Genomic DNA, 20,552 nt, shown 5'->3' on the forward strand with positions numbered 1-20,552 from the left:
TAACCAATTAAAATTATGAAAAATTTGTTACTGTCTTTTGTCCTTTTTGTCAGCAGCATCAGCGTGTTTGCTGCCACCCGTACTGTCTCCAACCGCCCCGGAGACCTCGCAGAATTTACCTCAATTCAGGCAGCAGTTGACGCTTCCGCTGATGGTGATATTTTATTAATTACAGGTTCAGCAACAAGTTATAATGATGTAACTATCAATAAGCGTTTAACGCTCATCGGTCCAGGAGCAAATCCAAATTTCAACGGAGGTGCTAGTGCATCGATCAGCACCCTTACCTTTGACAGCAGCCAAGCCTCAAATTCAGTGCTTCTGGGTTTGGATATCGGTACCGTCAACATTTCGGTGTCAGATTGTGATGCTGTCCAGTTGAAGAGAAACAGGATATCCTATATTTTGAACTCTTCTTCTGATCAGTCCCGAGTACCACAAAATTGGTTGGTTGAGGAGTGCAATATTAATGGATCGGGAATTCAAAACAGGGTTAACGATATTACGACAGCCAATTGGAACATAAGAAATTCTTATATCGTTGGGCCGATTAATATGAATGGTTCCATTTTTTCAAACAATGTGTTTTATTACTTCTTTGGAGTAGACTGGCTTATTGGTCGAAATCATGTTATTACGAATAGTATTTTCATAAACATTACAATGGGAAGCCTAACAGATTCGAGTATTGCGAATAGTATTTTTACTATCAACCCCAATATCAATCTCACAACCAATAGTAGTTCAGGTAATTTTTTTGAAACCGATCCTTTATTTGTGAGTTTTTCAGGAAATGACTTGTACAACAGTGATCTCTCATTGCAGCCATCAAGTGTAGGCATCAATGCAGGCACCGATGGGACTGATATCGGACTTTTTGGGGGTAAAGGATTTTTGGTTTCAGGCTTGCCGGGGATTCCACAGGTTGAGTCCTTGGTAATCCTAAATCCCAACGTGCCCCAAAACGGAACGCTCAATATCAAGGTAGACGGAAAAGCCAATAACTAGCAGTCAGGTCATGAGAGCTTTTCTATGCATCCTCTTGATGGGATGGCTGTGGTTGCCCTTTGCAGCAAGGGCCCAAAGTCCCACCATCACGGCAGCGGAGTACTTTATCGATGCTGACCCCGGCGTTGGCAACGGTAATGCCTTCCCTGTGCCGAATTCTCCCAATCCTTCCGTACAGACCCAAGTCAGCCTCCAAGGCTTGCCTTTGGGCTTCCACATCCTTGGGGCACGCTTTCAAGATAACGACGGGAATTGGTCCCTTACCAAATCAAGGATATTTGTGATTGAAACACCACCTTCACAATCTGGTTCCAATACCTTGGTTGCTTTTGAGTACTTTATCAACGATGATCCCGGAATAGGAAATGCCACCAATGTTACCATCAGCCCGGGAGTACAATCTTCTCTTGCAATACCTATCAGTTTGCAGGGGCTTCCTGAAGGATTTCATACCTTGAGCGTTCGATTCCAAGATCAAAACGGTATTTGGTCGCTTGCAAAGTCGCGTATTTTTATTGTTCAAAATGCAAGCAGCAATCTACCCTTGTTGCCGATTACGGCAGCAGAATACTTTATAGACTCAGATCCCGGAGTGGGATCGGGAAAATCACTTCCTGTAAGTTCAGGCACTAATCCTCAAGTTATTGGCAATATTTCTACCGAAGAATTGGAGCCTGGATTCCATACCTTTTCTGTCCGGTTCAAGAGTCAGGATAACAAGTGGGGTTTCGCCAAAAACAGGGTGTTTTTTGTTGGAGATGAAAACTTCGGTAAACCCACGATGGTGGACTATGTAGAGTATTTTTTTGATGGCGATGATCCGGGAGAAGGCAATGCCACATCTCTACCCTTAGATCAGCCGGCATCTGCGATTTCTGTTGAGGCCTTAATTGCAGTGGCTGATTTGTCACAGGGTACTCACAGTATCACCGTACGTATCAGGGACACCCAAGGAATTTGGAGCCCGGTGGTCAGTGAGGAATTCATCGTTGGTGAACCACAGTTTACTGTGCCTCCTAAACCTGATTTGGCAGAACTGCCAACCCTTGAGGCTGCTTGCGCCATCAATCTTTCGGATTTGACAGCACCTACAGCAACCGCCGAAGACGGCAGCAAGGTTATAGGGACAGTGGATGAATCATTGTTTCCGATTACCAAACAGGGTAGTTCTGAAATCACTTGGACCTTTACGGATATATCAGGCCTTAAATCCACCCAAAAACAATTGGTAATCATTGAGGACAAGGAGGCGCCAGAAATTTCGATACCGGGTCGAATTGTCTTGAATGCCAGTGCAGATCAATGTGTATTCACCAATGTGGATTTCAGTGCAGTTACCGCCACCGACAATTGCGGTGAGCCAACACTGACCAACAATGCTCCCGAGAATTTTGGCTTCGGTATTACTGTGGTCACATGGACTGCGACAGACGCTGCTGGAAATCAAGTTCAATCAACCCAAGAGGTTGAAGTGATTGACAATATTGCGCCTTTGATTACCGCTCCTGCTGACTTGGTAATCGAATTACCGGCCGGATCGGATGGTATCGAAAGCATAAATATAAACCTTGGTACACCATTGATTTTGGAAAACTGTGGTTTACAGCTGCTTGAGAATAACGCACCGGTAGTTTTCGAAGTCGGTTCGACGATAGTTACTTGGACTGCTGTCGATTTGGCAGGCAATACGGGGACTGCTTTACAAAATGTTACCATAACGACCGAAGTACTGCCTACCATTTTAGCACCGGCACCTCTAAATGTAAGCACGGATGCTGGAAGCTGTTTTGCAACCATTGCGGATCTTGGCACGCCCAGCGTGACAGGCGAAAACATCCCCAACGACGGCATTAGCAACGATGCACCGGCAACATTCCCTGTCGGCACAACTGTGGTCAACTGGGCCGTTACGGATGGAAAGGGCAATATTGCCACTGCCACACAGGAGGTAACTGTAACTGACCCCGAGCCACCTACTATTACAGCGCCAGCTGCTGTAACAGTTTTGGCGACCTTGTCACGATGTGATGCCTCGGATGTAGCACTTGGCCAACCAACCGTAGCTGACAATTGTGGTGTCAAATCGATAACCAATAATGCACCTGAACTCTTCCCATTTGGAAATACGACAGTAACTTGGACAGTGGAAGACCTGAGCGGAAATGTAGCGACGGCCAGCCAGATTGTTACCGTCACAGAAGATCAAGAACCGCTGATCACTGCCCCTGCAGATCTGCTTGTGCAGATTGCGCCAGATGCTGACAGTGCGACAGGCGTAGCACTTGGTCAAGCAGAGGCTTCTGATAACTGCGGTATCGATAAAATAGAAAACAATGCACCCACTGTGTTCCCACTTGGAGTGACAGTTGTTACCTGGACCGTTTCAGACATCAGTGGCAATACGGCCACGGCAGAGCAGATCGTCACAGTAACCAGAGAGGTATTGCCGACCATCACCGCACCACCTGCCATTACGGTCAGCAATGACCCCGGCACCTGCGGTGCTTCAGGCATTGAACTCGGCACAGCTACTGTGACCGGTGAGGATATCCCTGCCGATGGCATTACAAATACCTCCCTTGAAACCTACCCTGTGGGTACCACCAATGTGGTATGGACAGTCATTGACGGCAGAGGCAATACAGCCACTGCCATACAGACCGTAACCGTGGTGGACAACGAGGCTCCAAGCATAATCGCACCGTCTACAATCAATACCCTAACCGTTGCCAATGGCTGCGAGTCAGGAGAGATTGATTTGGGCGAACCAGAGGTTTCGGACAACTGTGAAATTGCTGAAGTCAGCAATAATGCTCCTGAGGTCTTCCCGTTGGGCACAAGCACAGTTATATGGACAGTGATTGATGTCAATGGCAATGAGGCCACTGCAGAACAGACCGTGATTGTGGTGGATGAAGAACTGCCGCTGATCACAGCCCCAGCGAACATCACCATCAGGATAGAGGCCGATGAAGATTCGGCAGGAGATGTGGAACTCGGACAGCCTACTGTCTCAGATAACTGTTCCATTGATGAGGTAAGCAACAATGCACCTGGCAGTTTCCCTGTGGGTACCACTACGGTAACCTGGACCGTCCGGGATGGAAGCGGCAACACGGCCACCGCAGAACAGACCGTTACAGTAACGAGGGAGGTTTTGCCTACTATCACCGCACCACCTGCCATTACGGTCAACAATGACCCAGGCACCTGCGGCGCATCAGGCATTGAACTCGGCACACCTGTGGTGACCGGTGAGGATATCCCTGCTGACGGCATCAGCAACGATGCTCCGGAAAGCTTCCCGATAGGAGCAACTATTGTCACATGGACCGTGATTGACGGTAACGGCAACACAGCCACCGCCCAACAGACCGTGACAGTTGAAGACAACGAGAAACCTGTAATTGCGGCTGTCTCCGATATCACCCGGTCAACAGACATGGGAACCTGTGAAGCTGAAATTGAAATATCAGCTCCGGCAGTAAGCGATAACTGTGACAGTCCAATAGCAACAGGTACACGAAGTGACGGCTTTGCCCTGGATGCTCCGTATCCTGTAGGCAGCACCCAAATTACCTGGACAGCAACCGATACCTCTGGTAATGAGGCGGAACAAGTGGTTCAGACCGTGACCGTAGAGGACAACGAGTTACCGACCATTGTAGCTCCTGCCAACATCACCATACAATTGCAACCGGGTCAGGAATCCGCCACTGATGTGGAACTCGGTACCCCAACAACCTCTGACAATTGCAGTGTGGACGTTGTCGTCAACCTTGAACCTGAACTCTTCCAGATAGGCACCACTACGGTAACCTGGACGGTAAGCGACGGCAGCGGCAATACGGCAACGGATACACAGACAGTGAATGTACTTCCTGCGGATACAGAAACGGATCTTCCGACAGTCACTGCTCCCGCCGATATCCTGGTGGATACGGACAAAGGAATCTGTGAAGCAAACAATGTGGATCTTGGACTGGCCACCTTTACGGGAGACATTCCTGATGGCGGACTGAGCAATGATGCCCCTGCATCCTTCCCGCTCGGTGAGAACATTGTCACCTGGACGGTAACAGACAGAAACGGCAATTCGGCCACTGCGGTACAGAAGGTAACTGTCAGGGACAGGGAACTCCCCGACATCAAGGCCCCGGCCAACCTGGTTTTGGGTACAACAGGTGGCGGTATTTCTTCCTCTGAAGTTGATCTAGGTGAACCAGAGGTATCAGACAACTGCAGTATAGCCGAGGTCAGGAACAACGCCCCTGCGGTATTCCCTATTGGCACCACAACAGTGACCTGGACGGTCATAGACGGCAGCGGCAACGAATGTACCGCCAAGCAGCGTGTGACAGTCAACCTTATCGAGGAAGCATGTGAAGTGACTGCCAAAGCCAAACCTGTGGTGACACTGAAACTCAATAGTCAGGGCAAAGCCAGGCTGACCACAGAGATGGCCGATGACGGTTCCTCGGCAGCCTGTGGCCCGCTGAAACTCGACCTGAGCAAGTGCGACTTTACCTGTGAGGACATAGGGGAGAACAGCGTCAAGCTTATAGCCAAAGATGCCAAAGGCAACAGAGACGAAGTTGAATTCAAAGTGATTGTAGTGGATGAAAGCAAACCAAAGATCAAAGTGGACAGGAGCGCCTTTGTCTGGATGATGAAGAAAGGGGACACCTTTACCATGCCTGACTTTAAGGACAGGGTGGAAGCCTCCGACAACTGTGGATTCGAACTTCATCAGTGCCCTGAGCCTGGAACCAAGTTCAGGAAACCTGAGAACAGCTTTGTGGAATTCGAGGCCAAGGATGCTTCGGGCAATAAGGCAACTGACAGGTTCAAGTTCAACCTGCTGGTCTTCAAGTGCAAAGTACCGAACAAAAACGGCAGGACGACAGGGGAGCAGGAGCTTTCAGATATGCTGATAGTTCCGTGGAACACGCCGTTCGATAAAGCCATCAGCGAGGGCATTGTCTTCGAGGAAGGCAGCGATCCCGAATACATCAGCATGATCAACTGGCAGATGAACGATTACGATCCGCTAAGACCCGGCCTGTACAGGATAACGGCATCCTTGGAGAACGAAGGCTTCGAAGGTTGGGACGTATCGCTTGACATCCCTGTCATCGTACTGGACAAACCGCTTGCTGAGGACATTATGATCAGCAGGAACAAGGTTTCCACCAAAGTAAGGAACGGTGAGATCATCGGAAGTCTCAATACCCTGGATCCTGTGGACGATATGCATAGCTATAGCATGGACGAGCATCCTGACTTCTACATTGAGAAGAACGTGCTGGTGTGGAGAGGAACAGGAACCCCTGATGCGGAGATGACCGTCACCGTCCACAGCACCGACAGGGCAGGACAGACCATCAGCAGGGAGATCACCCTTTACAGGGAGCTTCCTCCGGGAGAAATCCTGATCTATCCGAACCCCGGCAGGGAGGAATCCAATATCCTGGTGCAACTGTCAGGCCCCGGGAAAGTGGAAATCAGGATCTTTGATGCAACCGGCAGACTGGTGTATGAGGAAAAAGAACAACAGGAAGGCAGTTTCGTCCGCAACCTGAATCTGAGAGGTCTGAGTTCGGGCATGTATCAGGTGATCGTAAATTCCGGCAACGAGGTGATGACGGGCAGACTTGTCAAAGAATAACAGTTTATAGCTTCAAATAAATTTACAGCCCCTTCCGGAGAGATCCGGAGGGGGTTGTTTTTTTGGGGAATTGGAAGAACTTGTTGGCCTAGGCGGATTGGAAGTACATGTCCGCCGATATTGACTACATTTTGGATGAGCCACAGATCAACCGCCATTTGGGTGTTGAGTTGGCAATGTTCAATGGGTTGAGTGTCACTGTTTTAATTTATACTACTTTTGGGGTATTTTATCTAGTTTGGGTAATTTATAGATTACATCGTTTTTAAATCAATAACTGGGATCTAACCTAAACCTCTTTTAAATATGAAAAATCAACACTTTAAATTTTCAGGAAAATATTTCGGCTTTTTGTTACTATTGACATTAAGCATAAGCTTCTTATTCATGCCTTCTTGTACGGATGATTTTAAGGAAAACGACAATTTGGCAGATGATTTTGATATTCTTGCGCAGGTCATTTCCTTGAAATATGGAAATCTAGGTGTTTCTGATGCTGCCAACGATGGAATTGATGAATTTTACTTTTTATCACCCACAGTATCAACGCAGCCTAAATTCCATGGAAGTTTCCATCCAAATCTAGCTCCCATAGTTGAAATAAGTGATGATTTTTCCTTTGAAACTGTCCATACTTTATTCAAGAGAGAGCCTAATGCCACAAACAGTGTACAGGTCAATGCACAAGAAGAATTTTATTTTGCGAATTGGGACCTGTCAAAAACAAAGCCGGTTATCGGTAAAATCTACAGAGCACGTGTTAAAGTGGGAAGTAGGGTTTTGGGCTTTGTTGACTTTGGCGTGGTAAGAAATGCCAATCAGAAGCTTAATAATAATATTATCCCGGTAGTAGAGAATCAACAGATGCGGATAACTTTTAGGATTGAGGATAAAATCTGTCCTGCAAGGATTGAGGTTGTTCCTGAGGAAGCAATTATTTTGAAAGGAGCGCAACAACAGTTCACTGCAATTGTATATAACTTTTTTGATGAGGTTCTGGAAAACCAAAAAATTACTTGGAGCGTTGGAAATGAAGCAGTTGCATCCATCAACCAAAATGGTATGGCTACCGGTTCCGAATTCGGTTCTACATCAGTATTAGCCACTGTTCACGATGTAACCGGAGAGGGTGCATTGTTTGTCCAAGAAGTTGAAACAGGTCCAAGGCCAGGCAAAGACATCATAGTTTTTAACGACATGAATCCATTTGACAACGAAATAGGTCTGGTTAATCCTAATAATAGATTAATGGTCAGGAATCTGGTGAGTTTTGAAACTATTGGACCTCGCGCTAATGGAAATACCATTTGGTTTGATTGTGGAAAAAACTCTCGTTATCCGAATGCTTGCAGTTTAACTGAGGGGATACACACCAATCTTAAGCAACTAATTCAAAGTTTTGGTTTTGACCTTGAAATGGTTAATTCCTCTGAAACCCCGCTTACAGATATTCCACAAGATGTCAAAGTAATTTTTCTATGGCTTCCAAGAATTGCCTATTCATTAAATGAAATCAACAACCTCAAACTATTTGCTGAACAAGGAGGTAGAATTGTTTTCATAGGCGAGTTTGATGGTTTTTATGAGGCAATTGGTTTTCAGGTTCAAAACCACTTTTTGGAAAATATGGGTTCAGATATGAGAAATATTGGGGGTAATTTAGCTTGTTTTGGTATTGAAAGGAATATACCTGCAAACTCTTTAAGACCGCATCCTATTACAAGGGATATGGCCGGAGTCACTTTTGCTTGTGCCTCAATAGTAGAAACAGGGGAGAATGATTATCCATTTGTTTATGATCCATCGAATACACAAATACTGGCTTCGGTTGCTCAAATAAACACGGTACCCATAACTGAATTGTCTCCCTTTAGAATCAATCCTAATTTAAAGATGAAAAGTAGTGCAGATGATAAACATTGGCCTTATCCAGGTGTAATTACTGATTAAAACTCAAAAACCTCAAAGCTCCATATCAAAATACTCTTTTGGTATGGAGCTTTTCCTTTTTGCTGAGCTGATGGATAGATAGATACTTCCAATTCAGAGTTCTAAAATCCCGAGGTGAGAAAATAGCTTAAAGTTTTTGGAATGTCATGCTGAAAGAAGAGAAATCAGGTTCAATTTCTTTTTTGTATTTCCTAAGATGTTGGAGATTTTTCCCCATAGTAAAATATCCTGGTTGGCAAACTGTGGCTCTGAATGATACTGAAACCGAAGTCATTTCCCAATTTGTAAATGCCAATTTTGTCAACTCTCAAAGACTTCGATCAAAATGAAACTTCATTTGGCAAACCATAATTCTTTCAGCAAGTGAAAGAATTACCTAAAATTTAAATTTTGCTCCCAAAAACCTGAAAAATTCCTTTTGGGTATTTTTATCTGTGAAAACTTTGCTGACAATTTCCAGATATTCCCCGAAGGTACCCTTTTTTGGGTTTTCAGCTTTATTGGATTGAGGTTTAGGATTTATTTCGTCCTCTAAAGTGGGTTTTTTTGTCCCTTCTTTGCCGTTTTTTTGGAGGGGAGTATATCCGACCAAATCATCTGCCTTTTCGAAACTTGATTTGGATTTTTGACTATAGCCCAGTTTCTCTTCTACCAAGCCCTTGTTGTTGTAGGCGACAGCATCTTCAGGATCCAACTCAATGGCCTTTTCATAATCTTCAATGGAGCCTTTCAGGTCGCCGATTCTATCCTTGAAATACGCCCTGCTGGAATACCTGTAGGGATTTCCCGGCTCGAGATTGATGGCACGGTCAAACTCAGACATGGCTTCTTCATTTCTTTTAAGCAAATGAAGTACAACCGCCCTGTCACTGATATAGGTGGGATTGTAGGGTTCATGGGAAATCAGAAAATCAAAATCATCGAGCGAAGATTGAAATTCCCCTAATCTGGAATATACCCTTGCTCTGAAAAAAACATGTTCTGTATTCGTGTTGTTATTTTTTATGATTCCATTGATCTGATCCAATGCTTCCTGGAATTTTCCTTCTTTAAATAAGGCAACACTTTTTTCGAAATTGTCCACTTCGTTTTTTAATTGGTTTCAACATATTACAATTTTACAGGTATAAAAGTTTAAAATTACTTTGTCCTTATTGCTTTGTCATCTTTCCAAGAAATTAAATCTTTATATCTTTGAACCGAAAACTTCAACCATGGCCGCTAAAGCAGAAGATGTATTAAAAGACCTCAGGTCCGGGAAATATGCTCCGATTTATTTTTTGCAGGGAGAAGAACCTTTTTTCATCGATCAGATTTCAGATTTTATTGAAAAAAATGCCTTGAAAGAGCATGAGAAGGGTTTTAATCAGATTGTCATGTATGGTAAAGATGTGGCCATCAGTGATATTCTGAATAATGCCCGGAGATTCCCCATGATGGCTGATCGACAGGTAGTGATAGTAAAAGAAGCTCAGAACATTCAGAATTTAGGTAGGGAAGAAGCAGATCAGCAATTGATCAACTATATCAAAAACCCACTACCAAGTACTATATTGGTTTTTGCCCATAAATATAAAAACATCGATGGCCGAAAGTCTTTGGGTAAGGAATTGGATAAAAATGTGGTCTTTGTCAAATCAGAAAAGATCAAGGAACATCTTTTGCCGGGCTGGATTGAGGAATATATCAAAGGGCAGGGACATGAAATCAACAATCAAACGGCTGTTTTTTTGGCGGAAAGCATTGGAAACAATCTTGAAGTGATCGCAAATGAAATAGGTAAAATGTTTTTGAATTTTACCGAAAAGACGACCATTACCAAGGACCATATCCAAAAATTCATCGGTATCAACAAAGAGTACAACAATTTTGAACTGACCAAAGCAATCGGCTTAAAAGATGTACTCAAAGCCAATAAAATCGTACAATATTTTGCCCAAAATCCCAAAAGCCATCCTTTGATTCCGATTGTCGGTTTGGTTTATGCTTATTTCAGCAAATTGGCTGTGATACATTATAACAAGAACAGTGGTGATAACGAACTGGCCAAATTGACCGGTGTTCATCCTTATTTTCTTAAAGAATATAAAATAGCAGCAAATAATTACCGCTTAGGCAAGGTTATTGACAACATAGCATACATAAAGGAGGCGGATTTACGTTCTAAGGGAGTTGAAACAAGCGGAGGAGGAATGGAAGACAGTGAAATCCTAAGGGAATTGGTATTTAAAATCATGCATTAAATTTGAGTGAATAAAAAATGAAGAAAAGCTTTGTATTGCTTTTGATGTACGTAATGGTTCAGACCGCCTATTCCCAATCGGGGCTGTACCAATCAGGGGACCAAAAAATTTTAGACGATAATTTTGAGCTTTTCCAAAAGCATTTGTTCAGTGCTTCCAGGTTTGAATTCGAACAGCTGAAAGATATTCCTTTTGAAGAAAATCAAAAGATAATGGTAGATTTTCACCATGCTGTTTCGGCTTTGAAAATAGATAATCCCGGTGCACCTGACCTGATCAATTATTTTATCAGAAATTATCCCCACAGTCCCAAAATCAATGAGGCTGCTTACATCCTGGGAAATTATTATTTTGACAGAAAAAACTATAGAGAAGCCATTCCCGCCTTCAGACAGGTTCAGTCGGGTTATGTGGCATTCAATAATAATTCTGAGGTTTTGTTCAAAACTGGTTATTCCTATTTTCAACTCAATGACTATAAAAATGCCCTTCAATTCTTTAATCTGGTTAAGAAAATTAAAGGCGAATATAATCCCGATGCTTATTACTATGCGGGTTATATAGCAAAGGAATCCGGCCAATTGGATCAGGCAATTGCTGATTTCAAAGAAGCGGACAAGACTCCTTTTTACAGTCAGAAAGTTCCCTATATGTTGGCCGGAATTTATTATAAGCAGGGATATTACGACGAACTGATTGCTTATGGGGAATCCGTCATTCAATCCAGAAAAAGTCTGGACAAAAAGGAAGAAATCCATCTGTATTTGGCTGAAGCTTATTTCGAAAAGAGGGATTTTCCAAACGCAGCCTTGAATTATGATGCCTTTGTCAATGCAAGGAAGAGGGATCTTGAAAGGCCGCAGATTTATAAGGCGGGTATAGCCCAGTTTGAAATCCAAAATTATCAAAGAGCTACAGATTACTTCAAAGTGACAGCAGTTGGAGAGGATAAGATTGCCCAGGTTTCAAGCTATTATTTGGGACATTCCTATCTGAAACTCAACAACCCCCAATTTGCTTCAAATAGTTTTAATGCTGCTTATAAAAGTGACATTGATCTCCAAATCAAAGAAGAGGCATTGGTCAATTATGGAAAAGTAAATCTTGAAAGAGGCAGTTTTCAGGAAGCTGTCAATGCCTTGGATTCCTATTTGGAGAATTATCCCAATGGGGCTTATGCAAGGGAGGCGGAAAATCTGCTTACTGATGCCCTGATTAATACAAGCAATTATCTGAGGGCAATAGAGCATATTGAAAAAATGCCCCGCAAATCTGACCGGATCAAAGCAGCCTATCAGAAAATCACTTTTTATCAGGGATTGGTCTATTACAGGGATAAGAGAAATGAAATGGCCACAACTTTTTTTGACAAATCAATTTCAAATCCCATTGATAAGGCAATTCTGGTTCAGGCCCATTTTTGGAAAGCCGAGAATTTTGCTTCCTCTGATAATATCCCCATGGCGATAAAATCCTACGAGGAACTTCAAAGATTGAGGCCAAACCCCACAGATCCCTATTTGCAGAAATCCTATTATGGCCTGGGTTATGCCTATTTCAATACCCAACAATACCCAAAAGCCGAAACGCAGTTTAAGCAATATGTAGATCGGGTACCAAGAGATACAGACCGGGAAATCTATGATGAGGCAATGATCCGTTTGGGGGATATTTACTATGTGCAGAAAAGATTTGCTGATGCCCAGAATATTTTTCAGAAAGCCATTGCTGATAACAACAGTTTTATTGACTATGTATATTTTAGGTCAGGGGTAGTTTATAATTTTCAAAACAGAAACAATGATGCCATCAGTCAATTGGATAAGTTGATTTCCAATCATCCCAACAGTTTATACTTTGAGGACGCGCTTTTCCAAAAATCCCAAATCAATATGGAAGAAATGCGTTATGCAGAAGCCCGTGACGGTTTTGCACGACTGATCAGCAGCAAACCGAACAGCCCATTTGTACCCTTTGCCTTGGAGGGCAGTGCTGTGGCTAATTTTTCCATGCAGAACTACGATCAAACCATCAATGAATACAAAAGAATCCTGGAAAACCATCCAAACTCCTCCAATGCAGAAGCAGCCTTGGTCGGGCTACAGGAAGCATTGACGCTACAAGGCCGGACGGCAGAATTTTCCCAGTATCTGAGTCGGTACAGAAATGCCAATCCGGATAACAAGAGTTTGCAGAATCTGGAATACGAAGCGGCCAAAAACCTGTTTTTTGGTGGTTCTTATAGTGAGGCAATCAAAGCATTTACAGGCTACCTGAATAATTATCCACAATCAGCCAATACAGATGAAGCAAATTATTTTATCGGTGATTCCTATTCCAAGTTGGATAATAACATTTTGGCCTTGGAATACTTTTATAAGATTGAAAGGGAAAGGAATTCTGCACAAAGATTAAGAGCTGTTCAACGTATTGCTACCATTGAACTGGAAAACAAAAATTATAATAATGCCATACCCTATTTGAGAGAAGCAGGTAATAACGCCCGAAATAAAATAGAAGAATTCGAGGCGCTGAATGGTTTGATGCAGGCTTATTTTATTTCAGGAACTTATGACTCTGCGGTATATTTTGCAGACCGTGTTATCTTTTTGGGAAGCATTACCCAAGATGCACTTCCCTTTGCTTTACTTACCAAAGCCAAAGCGTACCAAATGCTTGGTGATGAAAACAATGCCAATGAGACGCTGATGGAACTGGTCAATGAGTACACCACAATTCAGGGGGCAGAGGGTCTGTTTTTATTGGCTGAGAGTTATGCCAAAAAAGGAGAGTTTGAAAGGTCAAACAATATCATTTTTGACTTTGTAGCTCCTTTTTCGTCCCATGACCATTGGTATGGAAAATGTTTCCTGCTTTTGGCTGACAATTACTTGCAACTGGGTGAGGCGTTTCAGGCAAAGGCAACTTTGGAATCCATTCTTGATGGATCGACTAATCAGGAAATAATTGGTTTGGCCAAGGAAAAACTTTCAAATATCAAATAAGGTGAAGAAAATATTCATAAACATATTGAAGAGGGTTCGATTGGGTTTCAATCTTTTGGTTGTTGGGCTGTTGATGACAGTTTTTCAGACTGCCCAAGGACAACAGGCCGGGGAAGTCAAAGATCAGGAGTTTATTATCCGTAAAGACCGGGTATTGACATTACCCACTCAGCCCAGAAAGTTTGAAAGAATACCGGCACTGCCAACTCCGAAAAGCAGTACGAATTTTAATTATGAGGTCAAGCCTTTTTTTCTGTCACTACCGCCTGATGATATCAAAACGGAGGTTTTTCAGAAAAATTTCCCCAAAGAGGATCAGGATTATTTCCCGGGTTTTGTCCGATTTGGTTTAGGTAATTACAGTTCGCCTCTATTGGAAGGAAGGTATAATGTATGGGAAGATTCCAATTACGATATATCGGCAAAACTCAAACATCAGGGTTTTTACAGAGGGCCTGTTGACGGGAATAATTCCGCGGAAAATTTCACCAACTTTGAGGCCTCCGGTACACTTTTCAGAGATGTGTTTCAGGCCTATGGCGGGATCAATTATGACCGACATCAAATTTCGTTTTATGGTTATGATCCCACCAATCCTGATTTTGAAAATTTTGTTACTGATGTAAATGTGCTCAATACAGTTCAGGTAAAGGCCGGTATCCAAAATATTGACAAAATGGATGGTCTGAACTATAATGCTATGATGAGAATCAGGGGGTTCAATGACAATTTCCAAGCATCTGAAAATGAAATTGCGTTTACTGCAAATTCTGATTTTTGGTTTGACGATTATTTAAAAACTGCAGTCAATTTTGATCTTTCCCTGACAAGTCCCAGCGATGTATTCTATAATGATATCAATAGAAACTATTTTAAAATCAACCCTTACGTAGGCTATCAGAACGAGTCTTTATTGATAAAAGCAGGTATAAATCTTGTTTTTGAAAACGACATTACAAGTAATAAGAAATCCGATGTACATGTTTTTCCTATGGTCAACGGTCAATACATGCTTCGCGACGAGATAGGGGTTTTTGCTTTATTTGAAGGAGATGTGATCAGGAAAACCTATTATGATTTTGTTATGGAAAACCCATTTTTGGGTCCAAGCGAACAATTATTGAACACCATACAAAACTATAAAACAGGTGCCGGATTAAAAGGCAAATTACTCGATGAGTTCACTTATGAAGCAGGATTCACTGTTGGGAAATATAGAAACATGCATTTTTTCGCCAATTCATTGACGGATAGTTTGCGGTTTAATATTCTATACGATGAAATTACAGACGTTTTGAATTATACTTTGAAAGTAGGTTGGGAATATGAAGGTTGGTATAAACTGATGGCCAATGCAGATTATTATTACTATTCTTTGGGAAGTCTAAATGCTGCCTATCACAGACCCGAGTGGGAAGTCAGGATCAATAATCAATTTCTTCCCACAAAGGAATTGATGATACAGTTCAATGCCCATTTAATGGGAGGTATCCAAGGGTTTAACCAACAAAATGAATTCTCACAGAAATTACCGACAATTTTGGATTTACAATTGAAAGGAGATTATCAGATAACAGAAAGGATATCAGCATTTGTCATTGGAAATAATCTTTTGAACAGGACCAATCAGCGTTTTCTGAATTATCCTGTCAGGGGAATTCAAGGAATTGTAGGTGCAACACTTAAGTTTTGATGGCCAATGTGGATTATAATTACTATTGCTGCAAAAGCGGTTGTCCTTTTCAGTCAATTGTTTTAGCTTCGTAAGCTTTTAAGAACCTGGAATATGATTGATAAAGAAGACGGAACAACAAAAAATTCAGATGATAAAGACTATGGCTTTCCCTTTGTTGCCGTAAAGCCTCTCGGTTCAGCAATTTCTTTTGATGAAAAAGTTTCAAGAAAGGAAGAGGAGAAAATTCCCGATGAGGTCCAACCACCTAAGATGGAAGCCGAAGCAATAATTCCTGAAGCTGCACCAATTAAGTTCAATACTGAAGATAGAGGTATAAGAAAAAGGAAAAGTCAATTGCCATTATTGATTTCACTGGTATTCCTGATTGTGATCATTTTGGCTTCACTTGCTTACTTTTTGTACTATTTGCCTGAAAATAATAATGCTATTCAGGAAAGTCCTCAAATTGCAGAGACAATTGAATCTGAAGAACCTGAAGAACCGATAGATATCGTAGCTGAGGATCCCGATGAATTACTTGAAGCCGAGAATGAGGGAACGGAGTCAGCATCTGAACAAGCCATACCAGAAAGTCAGCCAATAGTTGAAAGCAAGGGTGCTCAATTGTTTGTTGTGGACAAAAGGGGTGAGGTACCCTATTACAATCTGATTGTGGCAAGTTCGCCCAATGAAAGAATTGCCAGAGCTGAGGCTCAAAAATTAATTGATAAGGGAAGCGATGTATGGATAATTTTTCCCTTTGGCAATACCAATAATTACCGTATCTCCGTTGGAAGGTACGGAGACCTTGAGTCGGCCACAAAAGCTTTGGAAAGCGTTAAAGTGGAAATAAATGAATCATCCTGGATTTTGAAATATTAAAATGATTTTAGCACAAACTTTGAGTACAGACAGCCAAATGATGGCTGATACCCTTTCTACTATGGAAGGTGGTGATACCAGCATAGGATTGTTGGATTTAATGATCAAAGGCGGATACATGATGATTCCGCTTTATATTTTGTTTGTCTTGGCTGTCTACATCTTTGTAGAAAAGCTAATCACGCTCCGAAAGGCCTCCAAATCCCCCAAACATCTGATGGATCAAGTCAAAATTCTTGTGCAGAGTGGTAAAATTGATCAGGCAAAAATGCTTTGTCAGGGAGAAACAACCCCTGTAGCGATGATGATAGCCAAGGGCTTGGAACGGATAGGCAGTCCTTTGAAGAATATCGAAGTATCCATAGAAAATGTGGGTAAAATCGAGATTTATAAACTGGAAAAGAATTTGGGTTTATTGGCCACTGTGGCCGGTGCTGCCCCTATGATCGGGTTTTTAGGTACTGTTGCGGGAATGATCAAAGCTTTTATTGGCGTTGCTCAGGAAGAGGGTATGGTTTCACCAAAATTGCTTTCCACAGGTATTTATGAGGCCATGATTACAACTGCAACAGGCTTGGTAGTCGGAATCGTCGCCTACTTGGGTTACAATTATCTGGTGACACAGGTTTCTAAATTAGTCCACAGTATGGAATATACTTCTGTGGAATTCATTGATTTATTACAGGACAAATAATATGGCACTGCAATCCAAACATAAAGTAGATGCGGCATTCAGTATGTCATCGATGACAGATATTATTTTCTTGTTATTGATATTCTTTATGCTGACTTCTTCTTTTATAACCCCTTCAGGTCTGCCTGTAAATCTTCCTTCAAGTGAAGCTTCGGACATTGTGATGCAGGAAGTTACGGTTACGGTAACCAAAGACCTTAAATTTTCCGTTAATGATAAAGTAGTGTCGAGAGAACAGGTCAAGCAGGAATTGGCCGGTTTGTTGAAGGATAAAAAAGGTCAGGTTGTCTTACATATTGATAAAGAAGTACCTGTTGAATATTTAGTGGAAATAGGAGGTATAGCCGCAGGATTGGAAGCGAATGTATCCATTGCCACAAAACCATATAAATAAGCATGCAGATCTGGGAAACAGAAAGTCAGGAGGCGGAAAATAAAAGGAAAGCCCTCATCATCACCATCATAGTCAATATTTTGGTGCTGCTGGCTATTTTTTTTATTGTGGTTTGGCGGGAACAGGTTCCACCGCTTCCAAAATATGGTATGGAATTGAATCTTGGATTTACGGATACGGGTAGCGGAAATAATCAAACCACCGCCCCACCTTCAGAAACACAGACCGCAAATACCGAAGCTCCCGCACCGGGAGACCAATCGCCAAAGCCTGTGGAAGCAACCGTGCCTGTAACCCAGCCCAAAACAGAAGCAGCCAAACCGGCAACTTCTAAAGCCAAACCAACTGTAGAGGCACTTTCAAAAACACCCAGTCCGGTGAAAGCCAGTGAAAAACCTACCCCTGCAGTAAAGGATCCCAGTCCGGCTAAAAAGGAAACAGCACCTGTCACCCAGCCTTCGGTCAGTGAAGCTGAAAAAACAACAACCAAAGCCGAAGAAAAGCCAAAAATAGACCAAAGAGCAATATTTGGGGCAGGCGGGACAACTGGTTCCGGTTCGAAGCCTGCAGCAGGAAGTGCCCAAGGTTCATCCACTCAAAAAGGCGACGAAGGCAAGCCAACTGGCACTGTTGATGGGAGGGCCATCATGGGTTCAGGTTCAGGAGAAGGTGTGCCAGGACCTGCTTCAGGTTATAATTTGGAACTTGCAGGTTGGGATTTTGCGTCCAGACCAAATATAAGAGACAATGTTTCTACCCGAAACGGTAAAATAGTTTTTAGGATTACAGTCGATGATGCCGGCAAAATTGTTCAGGCTGTTCCTTTGGAATATAATGTGTCCAATGAAGTGCTGGCTTATTATAGGACCGTAATTAATCAGATCAATTTTAAGCGTCAAGGGGGAGCCGCAACTGCCGATTATTCCCAAGGCAAAATCACTTTTATCATCAAAGTTGATTGAAATGACCTATCAGGAGACATTGGACTATTTGTTCAGTGCATTGCCCATGTTCCAACGTGTTGGCGCAGCTGCTTTCAAAAAAGACCTCAGCAATACCGTTGCGCTTTGTGAACATTTGGGAAACCCTCAGAATCAGTTCAAAAGCATCCATGTTGCCGGTACAAACGGCAAAGGAAGTACTTCCCATGCACTTTGTTCTGTTCTGATGGAAGCCGGTTACAAAGTCGGGCTTTATACTTCTCCCCATCTCAAATCATTTACCGAAAGAATAAAAATCAACGGAACAGATATTCCTGAGCAGGATGTGGTCGATTTTGTTGATAAAAATCAGCCCGTTTTAGAGCGGATGAAACCCAGTTTTTTTGAGATGACAGTTGCTATGGCTTTTTGGTATTTTGCCAAAGAGCAGGTAGACATTGCAGTCATTGAGGTTGGTATGGGTGGCAGGTTGGACAGTACCAATGTGATCAGTCCCGAAGTATGTGTAATTACCAATATTGGTTATGACCATATGCAGTTTTTGGGAGACACTTTGGAAAAAATAGCCGGAGAAAAAGCCGGAATTATCAAAGCAGCTACCCCTGTGGTCATCAGTCAACGACAATCTGAAACTTCCCCGGTTTTTGAAAAAACAGCAAAGGAAAAAAACGCGCCGTTTTATTTTGCAGAAGACTTTTACGGTATTTCAAAAAAAGAAATCCAAGATAAAGTTTTCTTTGAGGTAATTGAAAAAGAGAATTCCTTTTTCATAGAAATGGATCTCAAAGGAAATTACCAACAAAAAAATCTAGCCGGTATTTTACAAACCATTACAGTCCTGCAAAAACTAGGATATAGGATTACCCAAAGTCATGTAAAACATGGATTGGGTCGAATTGTAAAAAATACCGGATTGAAAGGAAGGTGGCAAGTATTGGGAAAAGATCCTTGGATTATTTGTGATACCGGACACAATGAAGATGGTATCAGGTATATCATTGAACAGATTAATGATTATGCCTATAATCAGCTTTATATGGTCATTGGTATGGTCAATGATAAGGAAGTGAGCAAGGTGCTGGATTTATTCCCCAAATCTGCCCAATACATTTTTTGTCAGGCCAATATTCCAAGAGCTATGGAGGCAGATTTATTGGCTATAAAAGCAGCAGCACATGGACTTCAGGGTATTGTCATTAAGGAGGTGAATGAAGCGATCGGATGGGCCAAGAAAAACGCTTCAGTGAATGATTTAATATTTATAGGTGGCAGCACATTTGTAGTTGCCGAAATCAATGATTTATAATTATGAGCAGGAGAAAACTGCAAAGATTCAAGGAAAATGAAATCAACAGAAATGTTGTACAGCCTGGGAAGGATATTTTTGAAAAAATCAAAGGAAATTGGAATTCCCTGCAGTTTGTAAACAGCAATCCCATTGTTGTTGAATTGGCCTGCGGGAGGGGAGAATTCAGTGTAGGATTGGCCCGTAATTATCCTGATAAAAATTTTATTGGGGTAGATATCAAAGGTTCCCGAATTTGGAAAGGGAGCACGATAGCTCTTGCAGAAGGTTTGGAAAACGTGGCTTTTTTGAGAACACAAATTCAATTGCTGGAGAATTTTTTTTCGGAGAATGAGATTTCAGAATTATGGATCACATTTCCTGATCCTTTCCCCAGGGAAGGTGACGAAAAGAGAAGATTGACGTCTCCCAAATTTTTGGAAATGTACAAACCGCTTCTGAAGAAAGACGGGATTATACATTTTAAAACAGACAATACCGGTTTATTTGATTATACCTTGGACTTGGTTGAGCAGAGAAAAGATTGCGAAGTCATGCTCTACACCAATGATTTTTATGCGTCTCCCTGGAAGGACTTACATCATGGTATCAAAACCAAATATGAAACCCTTTTCAGTGAAAAAGGGGAGAAGATCAAGTATCTGAAGTTTAAGTTTGCTTGAGGGATTTTGGTTAGACACAAGACATAAGACTTGGGGTATATGATTTGCTTAGGGTACCAATGACAGAATTTGAAATTGCCCCTCGTTCCGATAGCTATCGGAATCGGGGACCGGAGAATTGGGC

Annotated in this window: 13 protein-coding genes; 12 read left to right on the plus strand and 1 reads right to left on the minus strand. The window is 42.3% G+C overall.

Features of this window, described 5'->3' with window-relative positions; genetic code table 11:
- Nucleotides 1–15 precede the first annotated feature (15 nt).
- From B9A52_RS15325 to B9A52_RS15335, 3 genes are all read left to right on the plus strand, one after another.
- Nucleotides 16–1,008 (plus strand): hypothetical protein, encoded by a 993-nt coding sequence (locus B9A52_RS15325; protein WP_084121270.1) that lies wholly within the window; start codon nt 16–18, stop codon nt 1,006–1,008.
- A 10-nt stretch (nt 1,009–1,018) separates the two neighbouring features.
- Entirely contained in the window at nt 1,019–6,676 is a 5,658-nt protein-coding gene (locus tag B9A52_RS15330) for an HYR domain-containing protein (RefSeq protein ID WP_084121271.1), read from the plus strand.
- 306 nt (nt 6,677–6,982) lie between these two features.
- Nucleotides 6,983–8,626: an Ig-like domain-containing protein gene (locus tag B9A52_RS15335; protein ID WP_084121272.1), complete on the plus strand. Its 1,644-nt coding sequence runs from the start codon at nt 6,983–6,985 to the stop codon at nt 8,624–8,626.
- 376 nt (nt 8,627–9,002) lie between these two features.
- Here the strand turns inward: B9A52_RS15335 and B9A52_RS15345 are convergent, their stop codons facing one another.
- Nucleotides 9,003–9,710 carry a tetratricopeptide repeat protein gene (locus B9A52_RS15345; RefSeq protein ID WP_084121274.1) on the minus strand — a complete coding sequence of 236 codons (708 nt, stop codon included), beginning with the start codon at nt 9,708–9,710 and terminating at the stop codon, nt 9,003–9,005.
- A gap of 130 nt (nt 9,711–9,840) precedes the next feature.
- Here B9A52_RS15345 and holA point away from each other — a divergent pair, with 130 nt between their 5' ends.
- The 9 genes from holA (at nt 9,841) to trmB (ending at nt 20,428) form a co-directional block, all read left to right on the plus strand.
- Nucleotides 9,841–10,869 carry a DNA polymerase III subunit delta gene (gene holA, locus B9A52_RS15350; RefSeq protein ID WP_084121275.1) on the plus strand — a complete coding sequence of 343 codons (1,029 nt, stop codon included), beginning with the start codon at nt 9,841–9,843 and terminating at the stop codon, nt 10,867–10,869.
- 17 nt (nt 10,870–10,886) lie between these two features.
- Nucleotides 10,887–13,874: a tetratricopeptide repeat protein gene (locus B9A52_RS15355; RefSeq protein WP_084121276.1), complete on the plus strand. Its 2,988-nt coding sequence runs from the start codon at nt 10,887–10,889 to the stop codon at nt 13,872–13,874.
- A 1-nt stretch (nt 13,875) separates the two neighbouring features.
- Entirely contained in the window at nt 13,876–15,567 is a 1,692-nt protein-coding gene (locus B9A52_RS15360) for a TonB-dependent receptor (protein ID WP_231955250.1), read from the plus strand.
- A 93-nt stretch (nt 15,568–15,660) separates the two neighbouring features.
- A complete protein-coding gene (locus tag B9A52_RS15365; RefSeq protein WP_084121277.1) occupies nt 15,661–16,431 on the plus strand; it encodes an SPOR domain-containing protein in 771 nt (256 codons plus the stop codon).
- 1 nt (nt 16,432) lies between these two features.
- Nucleotides 16,433–17,125, plus strand: a complete 693-nt coding sequence (locus B9A52_RS15370) for a MotA/TolQ/ExbB proton channel family protein (RefSeq protein ID WP_084121278.1) — start codon at nt 16,433–16,435, stop codon at nt 17,123–17,125.
- A 1-nt stretch (nt 17,126) separates the two neighbouring features.
- Complete coding sequence (locus B9A52_RS15375; protein ID WP_084121279.1) at nt 17,127–17,519, plus strand: ExbD/TolR family protein; 393 nt, start codon at nt 17,127–17,129, stop codon at nt 17,517–17,519.
- 2 nt (nt 17,520–17,521) lie between these two features.
- Nucleotides 17,522–18,481 carry an energy transducer TonB gene (locus B9A52_RS15380; protein ID WP_084121280.1) on the plus strand — a complete coding sequence of 320 codons (960 nt, stop codon included), beginning with the start codon at nt 17,522–17,524 and terminating at the stop codon, nt 18,479–18,481.
- A 1-nt stretch (nt 18,482) separates the two neighbouring features.
- Complete coding sequence (locus B9A52_RS15385) at nt 18,483–19,766, plus strand: bifunctional folylpolyglutamate synthase/dihydrofolate synthase (protein WP_084121281.1); 1,284 nt, start codon at nt 18,483–18,485, stop codon at nt 19,764–19,766.
- Nucleotides 19,767–19,768: 2 nt separating this feature from the next.
- Nucleotides 19,769–20,428, plus strand: a complete 660-nt coding sequence (gene trmB, locus B9A52_RS15390) for a tRNA (guanosine(46)-N7)-methyltransferase TrmB (protein WP_084121282.1) — start codon at nt 19,769–19,771, stop codon at nt 20,426–20,428.
- The last annotated feature ends 124 nt before the right edge of the window (nt 20,429–20,552 follow it).

The organism is Aquiflexum balticum DSM 16537 (genome assembly GCF_900176595.1).
Lineage (GTDB): Bacteria > Bacteroidota > Bacteroidia > Cytophagales > Cyclobacteriaceae > Aquiflexum > Aquiflexum balticum.